The sequence below is a fragment of the Arthrobacter sp. ISL-5 genome (assembly GCF_018613835.1).
Classification (GTDB): Bacteria; Actinomycetota; Actinomycetes; order Actinomycetales; family Micrococcaceae; genus Arthrobacter.
This window is the reverse complement of record NZ_JAGGPM010000004.1, coordinates 43,557-65,142: the sequence shown is the minus strand read 5'-3', so window position 1 is coordinate 65,142 and position 21,586 is coordinate 43,557. Positions and strand designations below refer to the sequence as shown.

21 protein-coding genes are annotated in these 21,586 nt (G+C 67.6%); 15 read left to right on the top strand and 6 right to left on the bottom strand.

Translation table 11 applies throughout. The features are described 5' to 3' along the window. The first annotated feature begins 6 nt into the window (after window positions 1-6). The 9 genes from J7I89_RS01830 (at window position 7) to J7I89_RS01795 (ending at window position 8,569) form a co-directional block, all read left to right on the top strand. Window positions 7-819: a glycosyltransferase gene (locus tag J7I89_RS01830; protein ID WP_214966748.1), complete on the top strand. Its 813-nt coding sequence runs from the start codon at window positions 7-9 to the stop codon at window positions 817-819. Next, complete coding sequence (locus tag J7I89_RS01825) at window positions 816-2,099, top strand: polysaccharide biosynthesis protein (protein WP_214966746.1); 1,284 nt, start codon at window positions 816-818, stop codon at window positions 2,097-2,099. Before J7I89_RS01830 ends, J7I89_RS01825 begins: the two co-directional genes overlap by 4 nt. Before the next feature lie 77 nt (window positions 2,100-2,176). Then, complete coding sequence (locus tag J7I89_RS01820; protein WP_308159784.1) at window positions 2,177-3,874, top strand: glycosyltransferase; 1,698 nt, start codon at window positions 2,177-2,179, stop codon at window positions 3,872-3,874. Continuing rightward, window positions 3,871-4,209 (top strand): hypothetical protein, encoded by a 339-nt coding sequence (locus tag J7I89_RS01815; protein WP_214966743.1) that lies wholly within the window; start codon window positions 3,871-3,873, stop codon window positions 4,207-4,209. Before J7I89_RS01820 ends, J7I89_RS01815 begins: the two co-directional genes overlap by 4 nt. Then, window positions 4,203-4,409 (top strand): hypothetical protein, encoded by a 207-nt coding sequence (locus J7I89_RS01810; RefSeq protein WP_214966742.1) that lies wholly within the window; start codon window positions 4,203-4,205, stop codon window positions 4,407-4,409. The genes J7I89_RS01815 and J7I89_RS01810 overlap by 7 nt, the downstream gene beginning before the upstream one ends. Further along, window positions 4,406-5,458, top strand: coding sequence for a hypothetical protein (locus J7I89_RS01805; protein WP_214966740.1), 1,053 nt, complete (start codon window positions 4,406-4,408; stop codon window positions 5,456-5,458). Before J7I89_RS01810 ends, J7I89_RS01805 begins: the two co-directional genes overlap by 4 nt. A 300-nt stretch (window positions 5,459-5,758) precedes the next feature. Continuing rightward, the gene (locus J7I89_RS24925; protein WP_251044776.1) at window positions 5,759-6,892 is read left to right on the top strand and encodes a hypothetical protein; all 1,134 of its coding nucleotides are present in this window, start codon (window positions 5,759-5,761) and stop codon (window positions 6,890-6,892) included. Further along, entirely contained in the window at window positions 6,889-7,854 is a 966-nt protein-coding gene (locus J7I89_RS24920; RefSeq protein ID WP_308159783.1) for an Ig-like domain-containing protein, read from the top strand. Before J7I89_RS24925 ends, J7I89_RS24920 begins: the two co-directional genes overlap by 4 nt. Window positions 7,855-8,230: 376 nt before the next feature. Further along, window positions 8,231-8,569 carry a hypothetical protein gene (locus tag J7I89_RS01795; protein WP_214966738.1) on the top strand — a complete coding sequence of 113 codons (339 nt, stop codon included), beginning with the start codon at window positions 8,231-8,233 and terminating at the stop codon, window positions 8,567-8,569. 26 nt (window positions 8,570-8,595) lie between these two features. On the opposite strand, the gene J7I89_RS01790 is transcribed toward J7I89_RS01795, so the two are convergent. Together J7I89_RS01790 and J7I89_RS01785 are read right to left on the bottom strand one after the other, a co-directional pair. Further along, complete coding sequence (locus tag J7I89_RS01790) at window positions 8,596-9,051, bottom strand: hypothetical protein (RefSeq protein ID WP_214966736.1); 456 nt, start codon at window positions 9,049-9,051, stop codon at window positions 8,596-8,598. Between the two features lie 61 nt (window positions 9,052-9,112). Then, entirely contained in the window at window positions 9,113-9,577 is a 465-nt protein-coding gene (locus tag J7I89_RS01785) for a GatB/YqeY domain-containing protein (RefSeq protein ID WP_214966734.1), read from the bottom strand. A gap of 385 nt (window positions 9,578-9,962) precedes the next feature. On the opposite strand from J7I89_RS01785, the gene J7I89_RS01780 reads away from it, so the two are divergent. The 4 genes from J7I89_RS01780 (at window position 9,963) to J7I89_RS01765 (ending at window position 13,737) form a co-directional block, all read left to right on the top strand. Next, window positions 9,963-10,781 carry a polysaccharide deacetylase family protein gene (locus J7I89_RS01780; protein WP_308159782.1) on the top strand — a complete coding sequence of 273 codons (819 nt, stop codon included), beginning with the start codon at window positions 9,963-9,965 and terminating at the stop codon, window positions 10,779-10,781. A 22-nt stretch (window positions 10,782-10,803) separates the two neighbouring features. Further along, complete coding sequence (locus J7I89_RS01775; RefSeq protein ID WP_214966730.1) at window positions 10,804-11,568, top strand: M50 family metallopeptidase; 765 nt, start codon at window positions 10,804-10,806, stop codon at window positions 11,566-11,568. A gap of 9 nt (window positions 11,569-11,577) precedes the next feature. After that, window positions 11,578-12,525 (top strand): glutathione S-transferase family protein, encoded by a 948-nt coding sequence (locus J7I89_RS01770; RefSeq protein WP_214966729.1) that lies wholly within the window; start codon window positions 11,578-11,580, stop codon window positions 12,523-12,525. A gap of 93 nt (window positions 12,526-12,618) precedes the next feature. Continuing rightward, window positions 12,619-13,737 (top strand): aromatic acid exporter family protein, encoded by a 1,119-nt coding sequence (locus tag J7I89_RS01765; RefSeq protein ID WP_214966727.1) that lies wholly within the window; start codon window positions 12,619-12,621, stop codon window positions 13,735-13,737. 22 nt (window positions 13,738-13,759) lie between these two features. Here J7I89_RS01765 and J7I89_RS01760 read toward each other — a convergent pair whose 3' ends face one another. From J7I89_RS01760 to J7I89_RS01750, 3 genes are read right to left on the bottom strand one after another with little or no spacing between them, the layout of a single operon-like run. Beyond that, on the bottom strand, window positions 13,760-14,671 hold the full coding sequence (locus J7I89_RS01760) for a MaoC/PaaZ C-terminal domain-containing protein (RefSeq protein WP_214966725.1): 912 nt from the start codon (window positions 14,669-14,671) through the stop codon (window positions 13,760-13,762). Next, window positions 14,668-16,005: a 3-oxoacyl-ACP reductase gene (locus J7I89_RS01755; RefSeq protein WP_214966723.1), complete on the bottom strand. Its 1,338-nt coding sequence runs from the start codon at window positions 16,003-16,005 to the stop codon at window positions 14,668-14,670. Before J7I89_RS01755 ends, J7I89_RS01760 begins: the two co-directional genes overlap by 4 nt. Window positions 16,006-16,014: 9 nt before the next feature. Then, on the bottom strand, window positions 16,015-17,382 hold the full coding sequence (locus J7I89_RS01750) for an acetyl-CoA C-acetyltransferase (RefSeq protein WP_214966721.1): 1,368 nt from the start codon (window positions 17,380-17,382) through the stop codon (window positions 16,015-16,017). A 62-nt stretch (window positions 17,383-17,444) separates the two neighbouring features. Between J7I89_RS01750 and J7I89_RS01745 the strand changes: the two genes are divergently transcribed. After that, window positions 17,445-18,131 carry a TetR/AcrR family transcriptional regulator gene (locus tag J7I89_RS01745; RefSeq protein ID WP_308159781.1) on the top strand — a complete coding sequence of 229 codons (687 nt, stop codon included), beginning with the start codon at window positions 17,445-17,447 and terminating at the stop codon, window positions 18,129-18,131. A gap of 34 nt (window positions 18,132-18,165) precedes the next feature. Next, on the top strand, window positions 18,166-20,253 hold the full coding sequence (locus J7I89_RS01740) for an acyl-CoA dehydrogenase (RefSeq protein ID WP_214966717.1): 2,088 nt from the start codon (window positions 18,166-18,168) through the stop codon (window positions 20,251-20,253). 102 nt (window positions 20,254-20,355) lie between these two features. Here the strand turns inward: J7I89_RS01740 and glgA are convergent, their stop codons facing one another. Beyond that, window positions 20,356-21,552, bottom strand: coding sequence for a glycogen synthase (glgA, locus tag J7I89_RS01735; protein ID WP_214966715.1), 1,197 nt, complete (start codon window positions 21,550-21,552; stop codon window positions 20,356-20,358). Window positions 21,553-21,586: the final 34 nt, after the last annotated feature.

The following is a 21,586-nucleotide window of genomic DNA, read 5'->3' as shown; positions in this document are numbered from 1 at the left end:
GACACAGTGGGCCACAGTCCCGCCGAGGTCACCGCGGTCGTTCCGGCCCGCAACGCGGAGCTCATGCTCCCGCGCTGTCTGGAAGCCCTGCGTCAGTCCGGTGTCGCCGAGATCATCGTGGTGGACGGATGCTCCACCGACCGCACCGTCGCCCTCGCCCTCGCGGCCGGTGCCCGGGTCCTGAGTGACGAGGGCCGCGGCCTGCCATGGGCTCGAACGCTCGGTGTGCGGAGCAGCAGCACCCGTTGGGTCCTGCTCGTCGACTCCGACGTCGTGTTCGGGCCCACGGGGGTCGCAGACCTGCTCACGGAGCTGGTCGAAGGCGGCTACGACGCCCTCCAGGCCGGTCTGGAGAGTGTCGGTGGGCCGGGCTACTGGGGGCAGGCGCTGGCACATCACCACCGCACCGGCCGCAGCCGCAACTGGTTCGGGCTCGTGGCGACGCTCGTCGACCGAGACCTGATGCTGGGCGTGGGCTTCGACGACTCGTTCAAGTCGGGTGAGGACATCGAGCTGCGTTGGCGGATGCGGGAGTCAGGGCTGCGAACGGCGGTGTCACGCCGGGTCGTCGTCGAACATCGTTTCGCCGCAGACGACTTCGACTTCGCGCTCGACCAGTTCCTCATGGACGGAACGGGACTGGGACGGATGATCCGCAAGCACGGCTGGCGCGGTGCGAGGTTGGCGCTGCTGCCGGCCGCCGCGGCAGTCCGGGGCAGCGCGTTGAGCCTCGCCGCTGGCCAGCCTCGGTGGCTGCGCTACTACGTCGCCTTCTGCTGGTACAACTACGCGGGCATGGCGAGGGGTCTCGCGTCGTGAGGGCTGAGCGGAGGACCGCTGTCACGGACGCCTCAACTGTCCGGCACTCCGCCCTGCGCAGCTCGCTCGGCCTCATCGTGGGCAAGGCCGCCCAGACGGGCGCAGGTTTCGCCTTCTGGGTCGTGGTCGCGCGCGCGACGTCCGACCGTGAGGTCGGGCTCACAATGGCCGCGGTCTCGGCGGTGATGATCTGCACGCAGTTCGCAGTGCTGGGCGCCGGTTCGGCCGTGATCCTCGCGGTGGGGCGAGGGGAGGCGCCCGCGCGGGTGCTGGACGCGGCGTTCGCCATCGTGGGGGTAGCCGGCACCGTGCTGGCCCTCGGCTACCTCGTGCTGCAGTCGGCCGTAATGCCGGACACAGCCTCGGTATCGGTTCTCTTCTGGCTCACGTTCCTCGTGGCTGCCGTCACCGGCACCCTGGTCATCGTGCTGGACCAGGCGCTCGTGGCGTTGGGACGCGGTGCCAGCGCGACTTCGAGGTACGCGTTGGGCGGCGGGGTCTCCCTCGGGGCTGCAGCGCTCGTGGCCTGGCAGGCGCACGGCGCCTCCGCCGACGTGCTGATGGCCTGCTGGACCCTCGGGACGACCGTGGCCTGCGTTGTCGGTGCGGTCCAGCTGCGAAGACTGGTCGGCTACCGGCCGCGACCGTCCTTGCGCGTGGCGCGCGGCCGTCCACTGCTAGCGATGGGCATTCCGCACCAGCTCCTCACGCTCACCGAGCGCGCCCCCGGGCTGGTGCTGCCGCTCCTGCTCGCGCACATGGTGGCGCCGGAGGCCGCTGCCTACTGGTATCCCGCATGGATGATGGCCTGGGCCGCCTACACCGCTCCGATGCTGATGGGAATCGTCCAGTTCTCCGAGGGTGTCCGCGACCCGGACCGCCTGGTATCGACCACCTGGGCGAGTCTCCGTTGGTCGCTCGCCGTAGGAGGTCTGGCTGCCGCCGTCCTCGTCCTCCTCGCTCACCCGCTGCTCAGTCTGCTGGGAGAGCGGTACGCTGACTCGTCCGCCGGCGCCCTGCGGTGGTTGGCGGCCGGACTGGTGCCGTACGCGGTGCTCCAGGCCTACAACGCCGTGTGCCGGGCCCGCGGTCACTACGCGGAGGCGATCGTGGTCGGTGTGACGCTCGGAATCGCCCTCTGCGCCTCAGCGCTGTCGGCCGCTGAAAGGGGCCCCAGCGCCATGGCCCTTGCGTGGCTGGTGGTGCTCTCCATCGGGGCCGCGGCGGTCGGCCTCCGGCTGATCGCCGTCCTCCGGCGCGTCACCCGGGACGAGCGATGACCAGGGCCCTCGCTGCGACCAGCCGCACCGAGGGACGCTGGAAGCCCCGTGACGTGTGGTGCGCACTGGCGGGAGTCGTGTCGCTGGCCCTTGCCGCGGGGGCCGCCTCCACGGTGGCCGTGCCCGTGAACAGCGACCTGGGGCTCGTCGCCGTGCTGCCCTACCCGTTCTGGGCGGGGGTCCTGCTTCTGAACGTCGCCTTCGTCGTGGCCCTGCGGGGGGATGCCGCGGGCCCGGCGCGCCGCCCGGTCATGATGTGGCTCGTCGTGGTGCTCGTGCTCGTGCTCTTCGGGACCGCAGCCTTCGTGACGGACGTACCGCGGGGTGAGGTCGCGTTCCGTCATCTCGGCATCGCCGACGCCCTCTCGCGAACCCAAGGGATCGACCCGGACATCGACGCGTACTTCAACTGGCCGGGTTTCTTCGCCCTTCTGGCGACGGCACTCCGGGCGACCGGTCTCGACCCGGTGGCCGTTGCTCTGTGGGCGCCGATGCTCAACATGGGTCTGTGGCTCGCTGCCCTGGGCGTGCTGACGCGCTACCTGACGCGCGATCCGCGACGGCGCTGGCTCGCGCTCTGGGTCTTCTGCCTCGGCAACTGGCAGGACCAGGACTACCTGTCTCCCCAGGCCTTCAGCTTCTTCCTGTACCTCGTCGTGGTCGCGCTGCTCGTCGGCCCGTTGGCCGCGCGGACCCCCGAGATCCGCGGCTTCCGACGCGCCGACCTGGCGGCATGGTGGCGAGGGCGGTCGCCCGCCGAGCCCCGGCCGGGGCACCGGGTGAGCGCCCTCGCGGTGACGCTCTTGCTCGTCTCGGTCATCTGCGCGAGCCATCAGCTGACGCCGTTCATGATGCTCATCGCCATCACCGCTCTCACCCTGAGCGGACGTGTCTGGCCCAGCCGGCTGCCCCTGATCACCGCAGTCGTGCTGGCGCTCTGGCTCGTCTACCCCGCGAGTGCATACCTCGTCGGGCACCCACCGCTGGCAAACGCAGGACTGGAGGCCGCGACCGAGGCGAACGTCGTCGACCGAATGGGCGGGACCGCTGGGCACGTGCTCGTGGTGCAGGTCCGGGTCTTTCTCACCCTCGTGCTGTGGGCGCTCGCCGCGGCGGGGGCGGTGCGCGACTGGCGCAGAGGGCGTCTCGACATCCGGGTGGTCCTCCTCGCCGTCACCCCACTGCTGCTCTTCCCCGCACAGTCGTACGGCGGGGAGATGCTCATCCGCGTCTCGCTGTTCGCGCTGCCCTTCATCGCCGTGCAGGCGTGCTCGGTCCTGCTTCCCACGGACGGCAGCACACGCCCCTCCTCCGGCGCCGCGGGGGGCCTTGCGCTCACCTGCTTCCTGCTGGCCGTGCTGACCGTGACGGGCCGGTTCGGGAACGCCCAGTATGACGTCTTCACCGACAGTGAGATCGCCGCCACCGCCGCCGTGCAGCATCTCGCGCCCCCCGGCTCGGCGATCATCTCGGCTGCCCACCCGACGCCGGGGCGCAGTGAGGCCTACCTCGAACACCGGTACCGGACGATGGACGACCTGTGCCGGTCCGACATGTCGACGGCGACGTGCGGCCCACTCGTTTACGGCTACGCCCGGCACAACCCTGCCGGTGCCGTCGTGCTGTTCACGCGCTCGTCGCTGGCCAGTCTCGTACTTAAGGGGGCCAGCAGCGCGCGCGGCTTCGCCGAGCTGGAGGGGTGGCTGAGGGCGCAGGAGGGCGTGGAGCTCGTGTTCAGCAACGTCGACGCACGCGCGTACCGGGTGGCGCCATGAGCGGCGGCGTCAGCCGGCCCACCGTGGCGCTCGGTCTCGGGGCCGTCGCGCTGTCGCTGGTGACGCTCGTCGGGCTGCCGACACCGCTGCAGACGGTCGCCGCGACAGCCGTCCTTGTCCTGCTCCCGGGGCAGGCACTGGCCCGGCTCACGCCGGTGACCGACCTCGCGCTCGGCGCGCTGCTCGTCCTGGCGCTCGGCCTCGCCGCGCTCACGGCGGTGTCCACGGCGATGTTCTACCTCGCTGTGTGGTCGTGGCAGGCGTGCGTGGTCACGATGGGCGTCATCACCGTCCTCGCGTGCATGGCACGCGCACGGCAGGAGGCGGCATGCTGATCGACCTGGCGGGACTGCTCGCGACTGCCGTCCTACTCGTCACCCTCGTCGCGCTCGAGGTCCGACGCGCCGCACCAGACACCGGGCAGCCCACACGCCCGAAGCACCTCGGCCGAACGGTGAGCCGCAGGGTCGTCGCCGTCATGTGGACGATATACCTGCTCCTCTTCCTTCCACGCGTGCTGGGACTGCTCGCGTGAGCCGCGCGGCGCGGTGGTGGCTCCTCAGCGACCTCCACCTGAACGTGTCGGACGACGACCCCCGCCGTCCCGGCAGAGTGCTGCCCGAGTTCCTGCGCCGCGAGGTGCTCGCAGCCTCCGGTCAGCAGCAGCACGTCGCCTTCGTCGGTGACACGTTCGAGCTGGTCGGGTTCGCCGAGGGCGAGAGCCTGGCCCGGCTCGAGTCCATCCTCGCCCGCCACCCCGACACGTTCCGGGCGCTGGAGGCGTGTGCGGCGGGCGGCGTGCAGCTGCACTTCGTGTGCGGCAACCACGACGTGGAGCTGGCCCGGCCCTCGGTTGCCGCCCGCCTGTCGGCGCTGCTGTCACCCGTCGAACCCACACGGGTCCGGGTGCACCCGTGGTTCCTGCACGTGCCCCACGTGCTCGTGGCCGAGCACGGGCACCAGCACCACGCGCTGCACCGGATCCCCGAGGTGCTCCGCGCGGCGGTCAACGGCACCGACGAGCTGGACCTACCACCGCTCGCCGTCTGGAACGCCCATCCGTCGCGGTCGCGCCTGAGCCGTGCCGGGGCCCTTGCCCGGGCCTGCCTGGCATCCGAGCGGGCGGAACGCCGCGTCCGGGAGCTCGAATACGACGAGCTATTGCAGACCGAGTCACTGCGGCTCGCGCTCGACGGGGTGGCCGTTCGGGACCTGGCGCGTCTGTCCCGGTTCCGGACGGTGTTGGCGCTCCCGGTCGCCGCGACTCGCATGGTGCTCGCGGCCGCCGGGCGCAGAATCGCCAGCGAGGAGGCTCCTGCTGCAGCGGGCCGGTTCGCACGCACCCTCGAGGCGCACGGTTCCGGGGTGGCCTGGTACGTCTCGGGCCACACCCACCGGGCCCTCGAGTCGGCGCTCGAGTCGTGCCCCACACGGTACGTCAACACCGGCACGTGGTCTTCGGACGTCCGCGGTCGAGGACCTGACCAGTCGGACCGTCGGGCGTTCCCGTACGCCGTGGTCGACGTCGCCCGCGACGGCGGCACCAGCGGCGGGCTGCGGTACTGGCGTCCGGACGGTGGCTGAGCCGCACCGGTGTCACGCGCACCGGCGGACACGCCGCTATGCGGGTTCTCAAATGATTCTTCGAATACCGCAACGCGGGCATCTTAGAGACTCAACGCGGGGGTTTGCTTTTGATGCTTCAGCAATTGACACTGTAAGCACCTGGGGATCGACGTTCAACTCCGGGGAGCAACGATGCTGGACTACATGGGCGGTCGTGGTAGAGGTCGCAGGACTTCCTGGCTTGGCGTCAAGCGGGGAGGTCGTCGCCAGGCTGGTCTTCGTCTTCGCGGGTCGCGGAATCTGCGGCTCCATGCACTGTTGACAGCGCTGCTGCTGGCGGTGGGTGTTCTGGTGGCGCCGGTTGCGGCGTCGGCTGCTGCGGGTGATGTTGGGGTTGAGGGTCCGTCGCATTCGGGGACGGGGTCGCCGACGGGTACGAAGCGGGCCACGAGTGCGTTGTGGTTCAACGACGGGGCCTGGTGGGGGAACCTGTGGGACACTGCCAGCTCGGATTTTCATATCTTCCGGTTCAATGCCGCGACGAGTTCGTGGGTCGATACGGGTGTGGCGACGGACACGCGGGCGAGCACCCATCATGACGTGTTGTGGGACGGGACGACGTTGTATGTGGCGAGCTATCGGTTCGTCAACGACGGTCTGCCGGCTGAGCCGAACTTCGCGACGACGATGCGGCGTTTCAGCTACGACTCGAGTACTAAGGCGTACTCGCTGCAGAGTTCTGAAAACATCAACAACTACCGCGTTGAGACCCTGACCATCGATAAGGACTCGACTGGCCGGGTGTGGGCCGCGTGGCAGCAGGGGAACCGGATCTATCTGAACGTCACTGGCACGGATGGCAAGACGTGGGGGACGCCGTTCCCGCATCCTGCATCGTTAAGCAACGTGTCTGTGGACGACACGTCGGCTGTGACCGCGTTCGGGCCCGGCAAGATCGGTGTGATGTGGAGCCGGCAGGTCGGTGACTCCACCGACGGCATGTACTGGAGCCATCACGTCGATGGAACGTCGAACACCGACTGGACGGCTCCTGTGGCGGCGGTGTCGGGGCAGCGCAGCGGTGATGACCACATGAACTTGAAGTGGCTGGACTCCTCGGGTGGCCGGGTTTTCGCCGCTGTTAAGACGTCGTTCACCTCGGCGTCTCAGCCGCTGATCCAGCTGTTGGCATTGAGTGGCACGACGTGGTCGGCGCACACGATCGCCACTGTGTCGGAGTGCCCGAACCGGGTGATCGTCCTGATTGATGAGAGCACGCAGAGGCTGCGTACCTTCGCTAGCTATCCGAAGCCCAGTGGCACGACGAACGCTGGTGCCTGCACTAGCTCGGGGGTGCGATCTACGAGAAGTCCGCGCCGCTGGACAACATCAGCTTCACCACCGCGAAGACGGCTCGTATCGTCGACGCCGACCAGTATGTCCACAACGTGACGTCGACGAAGCAGAACCTCAACAGTGCGGCGCGGAGCACGGCCAACAGCGGTCTGCTGGTGCTCGCCGATGTGAACGCCACAAGCCGGTACTGGCACTTTTACGACCCCAGCGGGGGCGGCGGAGGTGGTGGTGATACGACGGCTCCGATGGTGACGGGTACGTCTCCGGCTCCTGGCGCGACTGGTGTAGCGGGGACGGCGAATGTGACGGGGTGGTTCTCGGAGGCGATGGATGCGTCGACGGTCACGTCGGACACGTTCACGTTGAAGGCGGCGGGGACGACGACGGTGCCGGCCGCTGTGACGTACAACAGCACGGACAAGGTGGCGACGTTGAACCCGGGTGCGGATCTGGCGGCGGGTACGACATACACGGCGACGATCAGGGGCGGCTCCGGTGGGGTGAAGGATGTTGCCGGTAACGCGTTGGCGTCGGACAAGACGTGGACCTTCACCACGGCTTCCGCGGGCGGCGGCACGTCGGAGACCGTCACGCTCACGGCCACCGCTGACAGCTATGTGTCGAGCGGGGCGACGGGGACGAACTATGGCACGAGTACCACGTTGGGTGTGGACAACGACCCGGTGGAGGTCGCGTACTTGAAGTTCGACCTGTCGGCGTATGCGGGTAGGACGCTGCAGAGTGCGACGTTGCAGCTGCGTAGCGCCGGGAATGGATCGACGCGTACGCAGAACGTCAAGCTGGTCGCTAGTGACAGCTGGACCGAGGGTGGGATCACATACAGCAGCCGTCCGGCGCTCGGCACCAGCATCGGCACGCTCGGCCCGACAACGACGAACACCACCTACAGCGTTCCGCTGACGGTCAGCGGCCTGACCGGTGAGCTCGGCCAACAGCTCTCACTGGGCTTGGACACCAGCAGCACCGACGGCCTGGACCTCAACTCCAAGGAGGCCGGCAGCACGGTCGCACCCAAGCTGGTGCTCACGGTGGAGTAGTAGGTCGCGGCTGGCATCAGACGCCAAGTGCCGGGACCTCATCCGTGAGGATGCACTCCCGGCACTGCCTTGTACACCTGCAGACCGTGCGGGCGCCGGACACGAAGTGCGGGCCACCTGAACCACTGGTATGACTCGGAAGAGCCATGCGCCCAACACGGCCAGCGCACTGATTCAGGTTGTTCTCTGCCGTTTCCGGCCCGCACCGTCGAGATGGCAGGGTTTGAACCTGCCCAACTGCGCCACATCCCGTTGACCGGCACCGAAGCCACCCCGCGCCGGTTACTCCTTATTAGCGGCTATTCTTTATTACAGGCGCCAAGTCGACCCTCTTAACTGCTGGAGCCCTGACAGCCACTCCGCCTAAGGTGAAGACATGGCTGATTCGTATTCATCCCTGGTGGAGGCGTTCAAGAACGTGGGCGTGATGAGGGCCTATGGCCCTCCGGTCAAGTTCGACGACGGCGAGGAGTTCGTGCCGGTCGCCCTGGTTTCCTTCGGGTTCGGTGGCGGCAGCGATGCCGAACCCGATGGCGGGGGCGCTTCGGGCGGAGGCGGCGGCGGAGTGGTTTTCCCGCTCGGCGTTTACAGCCGCGGCAGCGGAGGCCGCCCGGTGTTCCGGCCCAACACGGTTGCCCTATTGGCAAGCCTCGTTCCGGTGGTGTGCGCAGCGGGGTTTGCGCTTCGCGGGGCCCTTCGCGCCCTCCATTCGTAGCCGCGATTCCTGCCTGCCAGCGGCGGTCACGGGCCGGGTTTGAAGGGAAGACGGGCTCCGCGGTCGAACAGGACCACGCCTTGGGCCGGTGTCATCGTGAACCATTGGTCATTGTGTTCCGTGGCGTAGATGAGGACCCGCCGCGTCGTGTCCAGCGGGTCGCCGTCCGGATACACTTCGCCGCCGGTACAGGTCGGCGGCATCGAGACTATGCGCAGGGGGCCGGGTCCCGGCCGACCCTTCAACACCGACTCCACTTCCACCACGTGGGCCTGGCCAGCGTAGCCATAGATTGCTGTTTCCCCGTCACGGCGAACAGGCTTCCCGATAACCACCAGCTTGGCCTCGTCAAACTGCGCCTGAGGAGTCTCAAACCAGACCCAGTCAACACAGACCGCCGTGCCCGCACCGGGCACCAGCCCGCAACCCGTGGCCGCGAACACCACCAGCCCGATCGCTGCAAGACACGCAAGCCTCTTCATTCCCCGAAGCTATCCCCCGCGGCGAGTACGGTCCAGACCCGGCCGGGCCGAACGCTCCGGGCTACGCGAGGCGGCTGCGGACCATCTCGCTGACTGCTTTGCCGTCGAAGCGTCCGGCAACCCTGGCGGTGACCGGCTTCATCACTTCGCCCATGTGCCGGACGGACAGCTCCACGCCGTCGGCGTTCAGGGCTTCTATAACCTGGTCCACGATGGTTTCCACCTCGGCTGTGGTCAACGGCTGTGGCAGGTACGCCTGGATGACCTCGGCTTCTGCCAGTTCAGCGGCGGCACGATCCTCCTGGCCGGCGTCCTTGTAGACGCGGGCGGTGTCATGGCGCTGTGCCGCTTCCTTCTGCAGGAGGGCAGTCACCTGGGAATCGTCCAGTTCGATCGGTGCCTTGCCTGACTTCTCGCGCGTTTCGATCTCGCCCAGGACATTGCGCACCGTGGTGAGCGCCACCCGGTTGCCGTCCTTAATGTGGGCAACGACGTCAGCGTGCAGGCGTTCCTTCATGGTGCTCATGACTTCGTCCTTTCGGTAGTTCTTGATACTTCAATGGTGAACCTCTTCACGGGTTCTCACTAGGACCCGCGCCTCGGCAGCCACGTCTCCGGAAAACGGCTGACCACCACTCTGGGTCCCACCCGCATGCCGCAGCCAGAAGGGCAGAAGATTCCGGTTATGGTTGTCAAGGTTTGGGGGCCGCTCCCCCACTCTGGGGAGGAATGAACACATGGAACAGCACGGCCGAAATCGTCGGAACGCGAAAATAGGCCGTCGGCTTTTCACTCTCGCGTCAGTAGCCGTGGCCCTCAACGGCTGCGGGACTGCGACCCGAAGCGAAGGCGCCGGAAGCACAGTGGCATCGCCGGCCTCGACGGCGACAGGCGTACCTTCGAAACCGGTGGTGACGATTTCGACTGCCGTTAAGACCACGCTGCCAACTGCGGCGCCCGGGCCAGGGGCTGCGCCCCTGCCTGAGCCGCTGCGCCCCTCGTCTCCGGCTGCCACCCGGTTGCCCGCGGCGCCGGCCAAGGACCGCATCGTGGCTGAGTTCACGGGCAAAGCGCCGGGGACGTGGGGCCTCTATGTGCCGGGGACTGCCACGAACCTCGCGGGCGGCGGCCGCAGGATCGCCCTGACCTTTGACTGCTGTGGCGGGCCGGGCGGGAACGGCGTGGACCAGGAACTCATCGACACGCTTCAACGCACGCGGACCCGGGCCACGTTCTTCCTCAATTTCCGGTGGATCCAGGCAAATCCCAAAGCCGCCAAGTCACTGGCCGACAACCCTCTTTTCGAGATCGGCAACCACGGCACCAAACATATTCCGCTCTCGGTTTCCGGCGGCAGCGCCTACGGAATCCAAGGCACCGCCAGCCCGGCGGAGGTCTACGACGAAGTCATGGTCAACCAGGCTGCACTGTACAAGCTCACCGGGAAGCCGGTCCGGTACTTCCGCCCCGGAACCGCCTACCTCGACGAGGCCTCCGCGGCCATCGTCAGGGAACTCGGGCTGATCCCTGTGTCCTTCAGCATCAACGGCGACGGCGGTGCTACCTACCCTGCTCCGGTTGTTCTTGGCGAAGTCGCCGCGGCCAGGCCCGGGGACATCATCATTGCCCATGCCAACCACCCCCACGGCGGAACCGCAGCAGGAGTGGCACAGGCATTGACCGCCCTGAAAGCGGCCGGGCTCAAGCCAGGACGACTCAACCTGAAGTAGTCCGGCGGTAGCCTAGAACCCTATGGTTTACTTCGAAGCAGCCACACCGTCCCTCCCGCAACAATGGTGGGACCGCGTAGCCTCCGGCTTCGCCCAGTCCGAGATTCCGGCGGTAACCGTCACCGAACTCCTGGCCGTGGTGGTGATTGCCGTGATCCTCTCGGTCCCGCGCGCCACCTGGCGGTACTTCGGACTGTTCGCGACCGTAACCCACGAGCTGGGGCACGCGTTTGGCGCACTGACGAGCGGCCAGCGGCTCGGCGGCATCCAGCTGCGACTGAATCATTCCGGGACCACCACCTCTTACACCCGCGGCCGATTCGCCGCGGTGTGGTCGGGGTTTTGGGGTTACCCCGTTCCCGGCATGACGGGCGCAGCCCTTGTCTGGTCCGGGTTCACCGGGTGGGGGCCCGCTGCCATGTCCGCCGGGCTCCTGATACTGCTGGCATCCCTGATGTTCATCCGCAACGTGGCCGGGGTATTCATCCTCCTGGCGGCGGTAGTCGCGTCGGCCGCCATGATCATCGCCGTCCCCGCTGCCTTTACCGGGCATGTGGCCATCATCCTGGGGCTGGCGCTCCTCGTGGCCGCAGTCCGTGACCTGGCCAAGCTGACCAATGTTCACCTCCGCCGCCGCGACCAGTTGCGGACCTCTGACGCCTACATCCTCTTCCGTGCCACCGCGGTGCCCTCGGGCGTCTGGATCGCGCTCTTCGCCATGCTGGTGGGAGCCTCCTGGTTAGTGGCGTGGCAGCCGATCTCGAAGGTTCTCGCCGCGGCGACATAGGCTGGGTCAATGACCGAGAAGCCAGGCGAGCCTGGCTGGCCCGTGGCTCCCGGCCGCTACCGTTTGATAGCCGCGCGTGCCTGCCCGTGGGCAAACCGGGCAGTCGTTGTCCGAAGGCTTCTGGGCCTCGAAGGCGTCATCTCGCTGGGCCAGCCCGGCCCCACCCACGATGCCCGTTCCTGGACGTTCGACCTGGATCCGGACGGCATGGACCCCGTGCTGGAAATCGAGCGCGTGCAGGAAGCGTACTTCCGCCGGTTCCCGGATTACCCCCGCGGCATCACCGTGCCCGCGATGGTGGACATCGCCAGCGGAGCGGTGGTCACCAACGACTTTCCGTGGATCACGCTGGATTTTTCCACCGAGTGGACGGAATTCCACCGCCCCGGTGCCCCGCAGCTGTATCCGGAACAACTGCGCGAGGAGATCGACACCGTCAACAGGCGCGTCTTCACGGAGGTCAACAACGGCGTGTACCGCTGCGGTTTCGCCGGCTCCCAGGAGGCCTACGACGCCGCCTACAGCCGCCTGTGGACGGCCATGGACTGGCTGGAGGAAAGGCTGAGCACCCGCCGGTTTCTCGTCGGCGACTCGATCACCGAGGCTGATGTCCGGCTCTTCACGACGCTGGCACGATTCGATGCCGTGTACCACGGCCATTTCAAGTGCAACCGGAACAGGCTCAGCGAGATGCCCGTCCTGTGGGCCTACGCCCGCGATCTGTTCCAGACGCCCGGATTCGGGGACACCACCGACTTCGTGCAGATCAAACAGCACTACTACATCGTCCACGAGGACATTAATCCCACCGGAATCGTCCCGGCGGGACCGGATCTGTCCGGATGGCAGGCTCCGCACGGCCGCGAAGCCTTGGGCGGGCAGCCCTTCGGACAGGGCACCCCTCCCGGCGCCGTCAAAACAGGGGAAGAAGTGGCCCCGGGCCACGGAGCCGCCTGAACGCAGCTTCCCGCGCCGGGGGCTCACCCTGTGCCGGGCGTTGAGGGTTAGTCCACTTGTCCCACCCGGGCGGCGGCCCTAATGTGGGGCCCGATGAGCACCTCGAAGCAGGACACAACGGCCCGGGAGCCGCTCCCCCGGAAAATCTGGCGGGCCACGGCAGTAGGCGCGGCCCGTGCCCTTGCCGCACCGCGGCTGCAATTGGCCGCCAAGGCGGGCCTGGCAGCGGGCCTCGCGTTCCTGATCGCTCCCCTGATGCCGGGCGCTGCGGCGCAGTATCCGTACTATGCCCCACTCGGTGCGCTGGTGGCCATGTACGAGAACGTCGCCGGCTCCATGCGGCAAGGCCTGCAAACGCTCGTGGGACTGGCGGCGGGCATCGGCCTTGCATTCCTCCTCATCAGCTTCGGTGCCAGTCCCCTCACCGTGGGCGTTGTGATGGCACTCGGTGTCCTGCTCGCCGGGCTCCCGCGTCTGGGCGCCGGCCGGGACTGGATCCCGACGGCGGCGCTGTTGGTCCTGCTCGTGGGCGGACACAACCCGGACGACTTCTCGTTCGGATACCTGCTCCAGATGGGCGTGGGGGTGGCGGTGGGCATCGTGGTGAACATGCTCGTATTCCCGCCCCTCCACTTCAACGCGGCCGCACTGAGCCTCGCTGAACTCCGCCTCGCACTGGCCCGCCAACTGTCAGACATGGGAGAGGCGGTGCACGAAAAATGGCCGCCGGAGCACCAGGAGTGGTCCCGCAGGTCCGAAGAACTGGCCGGATCGGCCAGGTCCGTGCGCGCCGCCGTCGAGAAAGCCGATGCCAGCAGGGAGGCCAACCCCCGCCGCCGTTTCCATCCCCGCGATGTGAACCTGGACTACCGCAACGTCAGGGACCTGGAGCGCGTCACCTTCCACATCCAGGACATGACCGAGGTGCTGACGGACGTGATCTGGAGCGAGGACATGCCCTTCACCATCCCGCTGCCGTACAGCGAGCCGCTTGCGGAAGCCCTGGCGGCAGTCAGTGAGGTGCTCCGCTCGGCAGAAGAGGACGACGCGGGCCGTCAGGCCGAGCTGCTGAGCGCGGCTCACGCTGCGGTCGATGCCCTCGAAGTGCGCATCACATCCGAGGACGTCGACGCAGACGCACCCAGCGCCGGGGAATCCATCCTGCTGAGCCTGCACCGGATACTGCGCGTTGCCCGTACAGACGGCCGGTGAGCCTGCCCGGCCACGGACGGCGCTACAGCGCCGTCACGGATCCGCTGAAGTGCTTCCGGCCGGACCGTGGGCTCCAGGCCACGTAGTCGGAACGCACCCAAGCACCGCCATCCGCCTGCACGGTGGAAATGTCCAACGCCACCCTCGCGGGAAGGAACACCGGCGCCTCGAAACTGACCTCCCAGCGGAAAGCCTCGCCCTTGGCGGAGCCGACGTCCGCCAGCGCCCTGGCCGCAAGGTACATGCCGTGCGCAATTGAACGGCGCAGACCCAGGGCCTTGGCGGAAAGCACACTGAGGTGGATGGGATTGAAGTCTCCTGAAACTGCAGCATAAGCACGCCCCACGTCGACCCCGAGCTGCCAGATCGCGGTGGGATCCGGAGCCTTGAACACCGCAGGCTGCGCGGCGGCCGCGGCCTTGTCGATTCCGGGTAGGAAAACACCCTTCGCCAGATACGTCGAGACGCCGCGCCAGCGAACCGTGCCTTCGCCGGCCCCGCGGACCTCGGCCACGATGTCCAGCTGAGTTCCGGCGCGGTGGGCCCGAAGGTTTTCAGTCCAGGCCGTGATATCCACCGGTTCGTTAAACCTCACCGGACTGCGGTGCTCAACCACATTGCGCAGATGGATCATTCCCAGGAGCGGCAACGGAAAGTCGTCACGGTTCATGACGCTCATGGCCACCGGGAACGCCAGCGCGTGGATGAAACCGGCCGGCAGCACGTCGCTGGCACTCTCACCCAGGAGGTGCTGGTAGGCCGTGAGATTCCCGACGTCGGCCAGGACTCCCCTGACTTCATGGCTTGCCAAGGGCAGGGCGGTGCTGTTGTGGGAACCAAGGATCCTGCGCCGGGCAGCCGTGGCGGCCGCATTCACGTACAGCTTCGAGAGGGACGGCATTTCTCCCAGGATGACGGGCTGGGCGCTGCTCATGCTCCCACCATGTTTTGTCCGCACACCCGAAGGACCTCTCCGGAAATGCCGCCGGCGGCGTCGCTGGCGAGGAACGCAATGGCCTCGGCAACATCCTGGGGGCGCCCGCCCTGCTGGAGGGAATTCAGCCGCCGTGCGATCTCACGCGTGGCAAACGGTATGCGGGCGGTCATCTCCGTTTCGATGAAGCCGGGCGCCACTGCATTGATCGAACCGCCGTGCCTGGCCAACAACGGCGCTGTGGCCCTAACCATGCCCATCACCCCGCCCTTGGAGGCCGCATAATTCGTCTGGCCCCGGTTGCCTGCAATACCGCTGGTTGAAGCAACGGACACGATGCGCGGCGACGAACGGAAGTGCTCGGAAGCCAGGAGGGCGTCGTTGATGCGGAGTTGGGCGGCGATGTTCACGTCGATCACAGAGCTCCAGCGGGAGTGGTCCATGTTAACGAGCAGCTTGTCGCGGGTGATGCCCGCGTTATGGACCACTATGTCCAGGCGCCCGTGGCGTCCGACAGCGTGGTCGATGATCCTGGCGCCGGCATCATCCCGGCTGATGTCCAGTTGCAGGGCTGTTCCCCTGACCTCATTGGCAACCTCGGCCAGGTGATCCCCTGCGGCCGGAATGTCGACCGCCACCACCGTGGCGCCGTCGCGGTGGAGCGTCCGGGCAATAGCCGCACCGATCCCGCGCGCGGCACCCGTCACGACGGCGACTTTGCCTGAGAGCGGTGTGTCGACGTCGTCGGGCAGCTTGCCGTCCGAAGAGCCGACCCGCACGAACTGGCCGTCCACGAACGCTGACCGCGCGGAAAGGAAGAACCGGAGCGCTCCCAGCGCTCCCGGGGCGGTGGCGCTGACACCGGCGGCCAGGAGAATGCCATTGCCCGTGGCACCGGCGCGGAGCTCCTTGGCCAGCGAGCGGAGCAGGCCGTCGACACCCTGCCGGGCGGCTGCAGCGGCCGGAGTGCCGCCGTCGGGCACGCGCGAAACGGTGACGACGCGTCCGTTCGGAGCAAGGTCCCGCAACGAGGGCGCCGCCCTCAGGACCGGTTCCTCAAGGTCGCCGGGCTTTTCGAGGTCGTCGAGGACCAGCACGATCCCGCCGAGCTTCTCCTGGGGGACGGCATGGCGCCGGACGTCCAGGTCCCAGGCGAGAAGGGCAGCCGCGATCGCATCCGCTCCCTCGCTCGAACCCACAACCAGCAGTGGGCCGTTGACCAGGGGTTGGCCGGGTTGATAGCGCCGCAGCAAGGCCGGCTGCGGGAGCCCGAGCTTCTTCGCAACATCCCGGCCGACGCCCTTGCTGACCAGCCGTGTGTAAGTGTCTGTCATGAGAATCCCCTAGTGTGCTTCCAGCAGCGCGACGACTCCCTGGCCGCCCGCGGCGCAGATGGAGATCAGGCCGAGGGCGGGACGCCCGTCGGCGGCGCCCTTCTCGTGCAGCATCTTGGCGAGCGACGCCACGATGCGGCCGCCGGTAGCGGCGAACGGGTGGCCTGCCGCCAGCGACGAACCGTTGACGTTCAGCCTGGAACGGTCCACCTTCCCAAACGCTCCGTCCAGCCCCAGCCTGGTCCGTCCGAATTCCTCGTCTTCCCAGGCGGCCAGCGTGCTCAGCACCGTCCCGGCAAACGCCTCGTGGATCTCGAAATAGTCGATGTCATCGAGCGTCAGGCCGTTGCGCGCCAGCAGGCGCGGGACGGCGAAGGCCGGAGCCATCAGGAGGCCGTCCTTGCCGTGCACAAAATCCACAGCGGCGGCCTCGCCGTCCAGGATGGTGGCGAGCTTGGGCAGGTCGTGCTGGTCGGCCCACTCCTCCGACGCAAGAAGCACGGTGGAAGCGCCGTCGGTCAGCGGTGTGGAATTGCCCGCCGTCATGGTGGCCTCGGCTCCAAGGTTGCGGCCGAAGACCGGCTTCAGAGACGCCAGCTTGTCGAGGCTCGTGTCGGCCCTGAGGTTGGAGTCCCTGGTGAGCCCGCGGTACGGGGTGAGGAGGTCATCGAAGAACCCGGTGTCATAGGCGGCTGCAAGGTTACGGTGGCTGTTGTATGCCAGCTCGTCCTGGGCCTCCCGGGTGATCTTCCACTGGGCGGTGGTCAGGGCCTGGTGCTCCCCCATGGACAGGCCCGTGCGTGGCTCGCCTGTATTCGGTGCGTCCGGCGCCAGGTCCTTGGGACGCAGGCGGGCGAGGATCTGCAGGCGCTGCGGCAGCGTCTTGGCCCGGCTGAGGTCGAGCAGGACTTCCCGGAGTCCCTCGCTGACGGCGATGGGTGCGTCGGAGGCCGAGTCGACACCGCCGGCGATGGCGGACTCAATCTGCCCGAGCTTGATCTTGTTGGCCAGGCCCAGCACCGTTTCCAGTCCCGTGGCGCAGGCCTGCTGGAGGTCATAGGCCGGCGTTTCCGCAGAGAGCGCAGAACCCAGCACTGCCTCACGGGTCAGGTTGAAATCCCGCGAGTGTTTCAGAACTGCGCCGGCGGCAACTTCGCCGATGCGCTCGTCCTGCAGCCCGAAGCGGGCGATCAGTCCGTCAAGGGCGGCCGTGAGCATGTCCTGGTTGGACGACTTGGTGTAGGCCCCGCCCGTCCGGGCGAACGGAATCCTGTTACCACCCACCACCACGGCGCGGTGAACCGCCTGTGCAGATGAAGCGGCCCGCGAAACAGCGGGCTCCTCGGGTCCATTTACTGACTGTCCGTCGATGGACATGCGGTGTCTCCTTAGGTCCGGGCTTGTTATCGATACCCAGCGTACCTGATACGCTGGGTATCGTGAATACGAGGCAGACTGATGGAGACCCCCTGTCCGGACCCGCGGCCGTCGACGGCCGCGCGTCCAGGTGGCAGTCCCACCGCGAGGAGCGCCGGCGCGAGCTCATCAAGTCTGCCCGGCGCGCTGTTCACGCCCTGGGCAGCGACGCCTCCATGGAGGACATCGCCACGGCGGCCGGCACGTCAAAGTCGGTGTTCTACCGGTATTTCGGGGACAAGGCCGGGCTGCAGCAGGCCGTGGGTGAAGTGGTGCTCAGCCAGATGCAGCGCCGCATCCGGGAAGCGGCCCAAAGCGCCAAGACCCCGCGCGAAGGGCTGTTCGCCATGGTCTCCGCATACCTCCAGATGGCCGAGACAAGCCCCAACGTCTACACCTTCGTGACCCGCTATTCAGCGGGGGATCCCGACGGCGGCCCCACCGCCATTGCCACGGCGGGCGCGCTGGGCCACTTCTTCGACTCCATCGCGGACATGATCGCCCGGCCCATGCGCGCGCATCTCGGCGAAGGCAAGGAAGCGGTGATCGGCTACTGGCCGAACGCGGCGATCGGCCTGGTCCGCAATGCGGGCGAACAATGGCTGGCCAGCCCGGACTCCCCTGCGAAACCGGATCAGGAGACCATGGCCCGCCAGATCACCGCCTGGCTGTGTGTAGGCATCGCACCCGAACTTAACGACGTTCAGTAACCCTCAAATTGTCAGAACCAACGAAGGACACGACATGACTGAAGTAGCGGACCGCCCCACGGGCACCTCCTCCCGTCCCGCCCCGGCGGGACAGCCCGTCGTCGACGTCGCGGCGCTCGGCGAGCAGCTGCTGGGCAAGTGGGCGCACGTCCGGCGCCAGGCCCGCGAACTAGCCGCACGCCCCGAACTGCACAAGACCGAGGGCCTCACCCATACCGAACACCGCAAGCGCACTTTCGGCCAGCTGCGCTACCTCGTGGACAACGACGCCGTCCACCGCGCCTTCCCGGCGGCCCTCGGCGGCTCGGACGACCACGGCGGAAACATTGCGGGCTTCGAGGAACTGGTCACCGCCGACCCGTCCCTGCAGATCAAGGCCGGGGTGCAGTGGGGCCTCTTCGGCTCGGCCGTGATGCACCTGGGCACCGAGGAGCACCACCGCAAGTGGCTGCCCGGCATCATGAACCTGGACATCCCGGGCTGCTTCGCCATGACGGAGACCGGCCACGGCTCGGACGTCGCCAGCATCGCCACCACTGCCACCTACGACGCCGGCACGCAGGAATTCGTCATCAACACGCCTTTCCGTGCGGCCTGGAAGGACTACATCGGCAACGCCGCCATCGACGGCCTCGGCGCCGTTGTTTTCGCCCAGCTGGTCACGCGCGGCGTGAACCACGGGGTCCACGCCTTCTACGTCGACCTCCGCGATCCCGCCACCAAGGAATTCCTGCCTGGCATCGGCGGCGAAGACGACGGCGTGAAGGGCGGCCTCAACGGCATCGACAACGGACGCCTGCACTTCAGCAACGTCCGGATCCCCCGGACCAACCTGCTCAACCGCTACGGTGACGTGGACGCGGACGGCACCTACAGCTCCCCGATCGCCAGCCCCGGCCGGCGTTTCTTCACCATGCTGGGCACGCTGGTGCAGGGCCGGGTAAGCCTCGACGGCGCTGCCGTGGCCGCCTCCAAGCTGGCGCTGAAGACCGCCATCACCTACGCCGCCGAACGCCGCCAGTTCAACTCTTCCTCGCTCACGGAGGAAGAAGTGCTCCTGGACTACCAGCGGCACCAGCGCAGGCTCTTCACCCGCCTGGCCACCACCTACGCCGCCGGCTTCGCCCACGAGCAGCTGCTGCAGAAGTTCGACGACGTCTTCTCCGGTGCTCACGACTCCGACGCGGACCGCCAGGATCTCGAGACGCTCGCCGCTGCCCTCAAACCGCTCAGCACCTGGCATGCCCTCGATACCCTGCAGGAATGCCGCGAGGCCTGTGGCGGCGCCGGGTTCCTGATCGAAAACCGCTTCGCTTCGCTCCGCGCCGACCTCGACGTCTACGTCACCTTCGAGGGAGACAACACCGTGCTCCTCCAGTTGGTGGCCAAGCGGCTGCTCGCGGACTACGCCAAGGAATTCCGCAGCGTCAATTTCGGTGTCCTGGCCCGGTACGTGGTGAACCAGGCGGCAGGGAACGCCGTCCACCGGACCGGTCTCCGCGGAGTCGCACAGTTCGTGGCAGACACGGGCCTGCCCCAGAAGGCGGCCATCGCGCTGCGGGAAGAGGAGAGCCAGCGCGCCCTGCTGACCGACCGCGTCCAGACCATGGTCGCAGAGGCCGGCAGCGCCCTCAGGGGCGCCAGCAAACTCCCCCAGCGCGAGGCAGCTGCCGTGTTCAACCGGCATCAGGACGAACTGATCGACGCAGCGCAGGCCCATGCCGAGCTGCTGCAGTGGGAAGCGTTCACAGAAGCCCTGGCCCGGGTCGAGGATCCGGGAACCAAGACTGTGCTCACGTGGCTCAGGGACCTGTTCGGATTGTCCCTGATCGAGAAGAACCTGTCCTGGTACCTGATGAACGGCAGGCTCTCCATGCAGCGCGGGCGCACCGTGGGCGAGTACATCAACCGGCTCCTGACCAAGATCCGCCCCCATGCGCTGGATCTGGTGGACGCGTTCGGATACGGACCCGATCACCTCCGGGCGGCTATTGCCACGGGCGCGGAGAAGCTGCGGCAGGACGAGGCGCGGGCCTTCTACCGCACGCAGCGTGCCAGCGGCCAGGCCCCCGTGGATGAGAAGGTGCTCCTGGCTCGGAAGGTTCAGTCCGCCGCCACGTAGCCTTCGGTTCCAACACCGACTATTAAAGCCCGACGGTGACGTCCCCACCTCTGGGGGCGCCGCCGTCGGGCACTGCTTTGTTTTTGGACTATTTGGGCTGCGCTACTTAAGCACGGAGCGGTAGACGTCGAGGGTGGTCTCGGTGATGGACTCCCACGAAAAGTGCTCTTCCGCTCGTCGCCTGCCGGCCTCGCCCATGGCGCGGGCGCGCTCGGGGTCGGACACAACTTCGGTCAGGGCAGCCGCAAAGTCGCTGACGAACTTTTCCGGGTCGAGCGGGGTGCCGGTGCCGTCAGTGACCTGTTCGATCTCCACGAGGAGCCCGGTTTCGCCATGCTGGACCACCTCAGGGATGCCGCCGGTGGCGCTGGCAACCACGGCGGCGCCGCAGGCCATGGCCTCGAGGTTCACGATGCCGAGCGGTTCGTAGATGGACGGGCACGCGAAGGCGGTGGCGTGGCTGAGCACCTGGATGAGTTCGTTGCGCGGCAGCATCCGCTCAATCAGCACCACGCCGCTGCGCTGGCTTTGGAGTTCTTCGATCAGCCGTGTAGTCTCCGCGGCCAGTTCGGGGGTGTCCGCCGCGCCGAGGCACAGCACAAGCTGGACGTCGTCGGGGAGCTTGGCGGCGGCCCGCAGGAGGTAGGGAACACCCTTCTGCCGAGTATTCCGTCCCACGAACACGACGCTGGGGCGGTCGGGGTCAATGCCGAGGGCGCGCACGGCGTCGTGGTTCTCATCGCGGTTCCACATGCTGACGTCGATGCCGTTGTGCACCACCTTGACCTTGGCGGGGTCCACGTCGGGGTAACTGCGCAGGATGTCCTGGCGCATGCCTTCGGAGACGGCGATGATGGCAGCGGCCGCCTCATAGGCTGTTTTCTCCACCCAGGAGGACAGCGCGTAGCCGCCGCCGAGCTGCTCCGCTTTCCACGGGCGCAGCGGCTCCAGGCTGTGGGCACTCAGGACGTGCGGGATGCCGTGCAGCAGTGAGGCCAGGTGCCCGGCCATGTTGGCGTACCAGGTATGCGAATGCACCAGATCGGCGCCGGCGATGTCCGGAACGATGCGCAGGTCCACGCCGAGCGTCTGGACCGCGGCGTTCGCTGACCCGAGATCCTCCGGTACGGAGTAGGACGTCACCGCGGCCCCGTGGTAGTCGGCGTCCCGGGGCGCACCGAAAGCACGCACCTGCAGGTCGACGTGCTTGGCCAGGACCCGGCTCAGCTCGGCTACGTGGACGCCCGCGCCACCATAAATCTCCGGCGGGAATTCTTTAGTCACAATGTCTATTCGCACGATACCCAAGGTAGTCGTTACGGTTGAACTGTTC

Excerpts from the sequence above, each read along its gene's own strand:
- J7I89_RS01755 (WP_214966723.1), bottom strand. The coding sequence starts at position 16,005 with ATGACAGACACTTACACACGGCTGGTCAGCAAGGGCGTCGGCCGGGAT.
- J7I89_RS01795 (WP_214966738.1), top strand. The coding sequence starts at position 8,231 with ATGGCTGATTCGTATTCATCCCTGGTGGAGGCGTTCAAGAACGTGGGC.
- J7I89_RS01760 (WP_214966725.1), bottom strand. The coding sequence starts at position 14,671 with ATGAGCAGCGCCCAGCCCGTCATCCTGGGAGAAATGCCGTCCCTCTCG.
- J7I89_RS01815 (WP_214966743.1), top strand. The coding sequence starts at position 3,871 with ATGAGCGGCGGCGTCAGCCGGCCCACCGTGGCGCTCGGTCTCGGGGCC.
- J7I89_RS01810 (WP_214966742.1), top strand. The coding sequence starts at position 4,203 with ATGCTGATCGACCTGGCGGGACTGCTCGCGACTGCCGTCCTACTCGTC.
- J7I89_RS01775 (WP_214966730.1), top strand. The coding sequence starts at position 10,804 with ATGGTTTACTTCGAAGCAGCCACACCGTCCCTCCCGCAACAATGGTGG.
- J7I89_RS01765 (WP_214966727.1), top strand. The coding sequence starts at position 12,619 with ATGAGCACCTCGAAGCAGGACACAACGGCCCGGGAGCCGCTCCCCCGG.
- J7I89_RS01740 (WP_214966717.1), top strand. The coding sequence starts at position 18,166 with ATGACTGAAGTAGCGGACCGCCCCACGGGCACCTCCTCCCGTCCCGCC.
- J7I89_RS01790 (WP_214966736.1), bottom strand. The coding sequence starts at position 9,051 with ATGAAGAGGCTTGCGTGTCTTGCAGCGATCGGGCTGGTGGTGTTCGCG.
- J7I89_RS01770 (WP_214966729.1), top strand. The coding sequence starts at position 11,578 with ATGACCGAGAAGCCAGGCGAGCCTGGCTGGCCCGTGGCTCCCGGCCGC.
- J7I89_RS01750 (WP_214966721.1), bottom strand. The coding sequence starts at position 17,382 with ATGTCCATCGACGGACAGTCAGTAAATGGACCCGAGGAGCCCGCTGTT.
- J7I89_RS01785 (WP_214966734.1), bottom strand. The coding sequence starts at position 9,577 with ATGAGCACCATGAAGGAACGCCTGCACGCTGACGTCGTTGCCCACATT.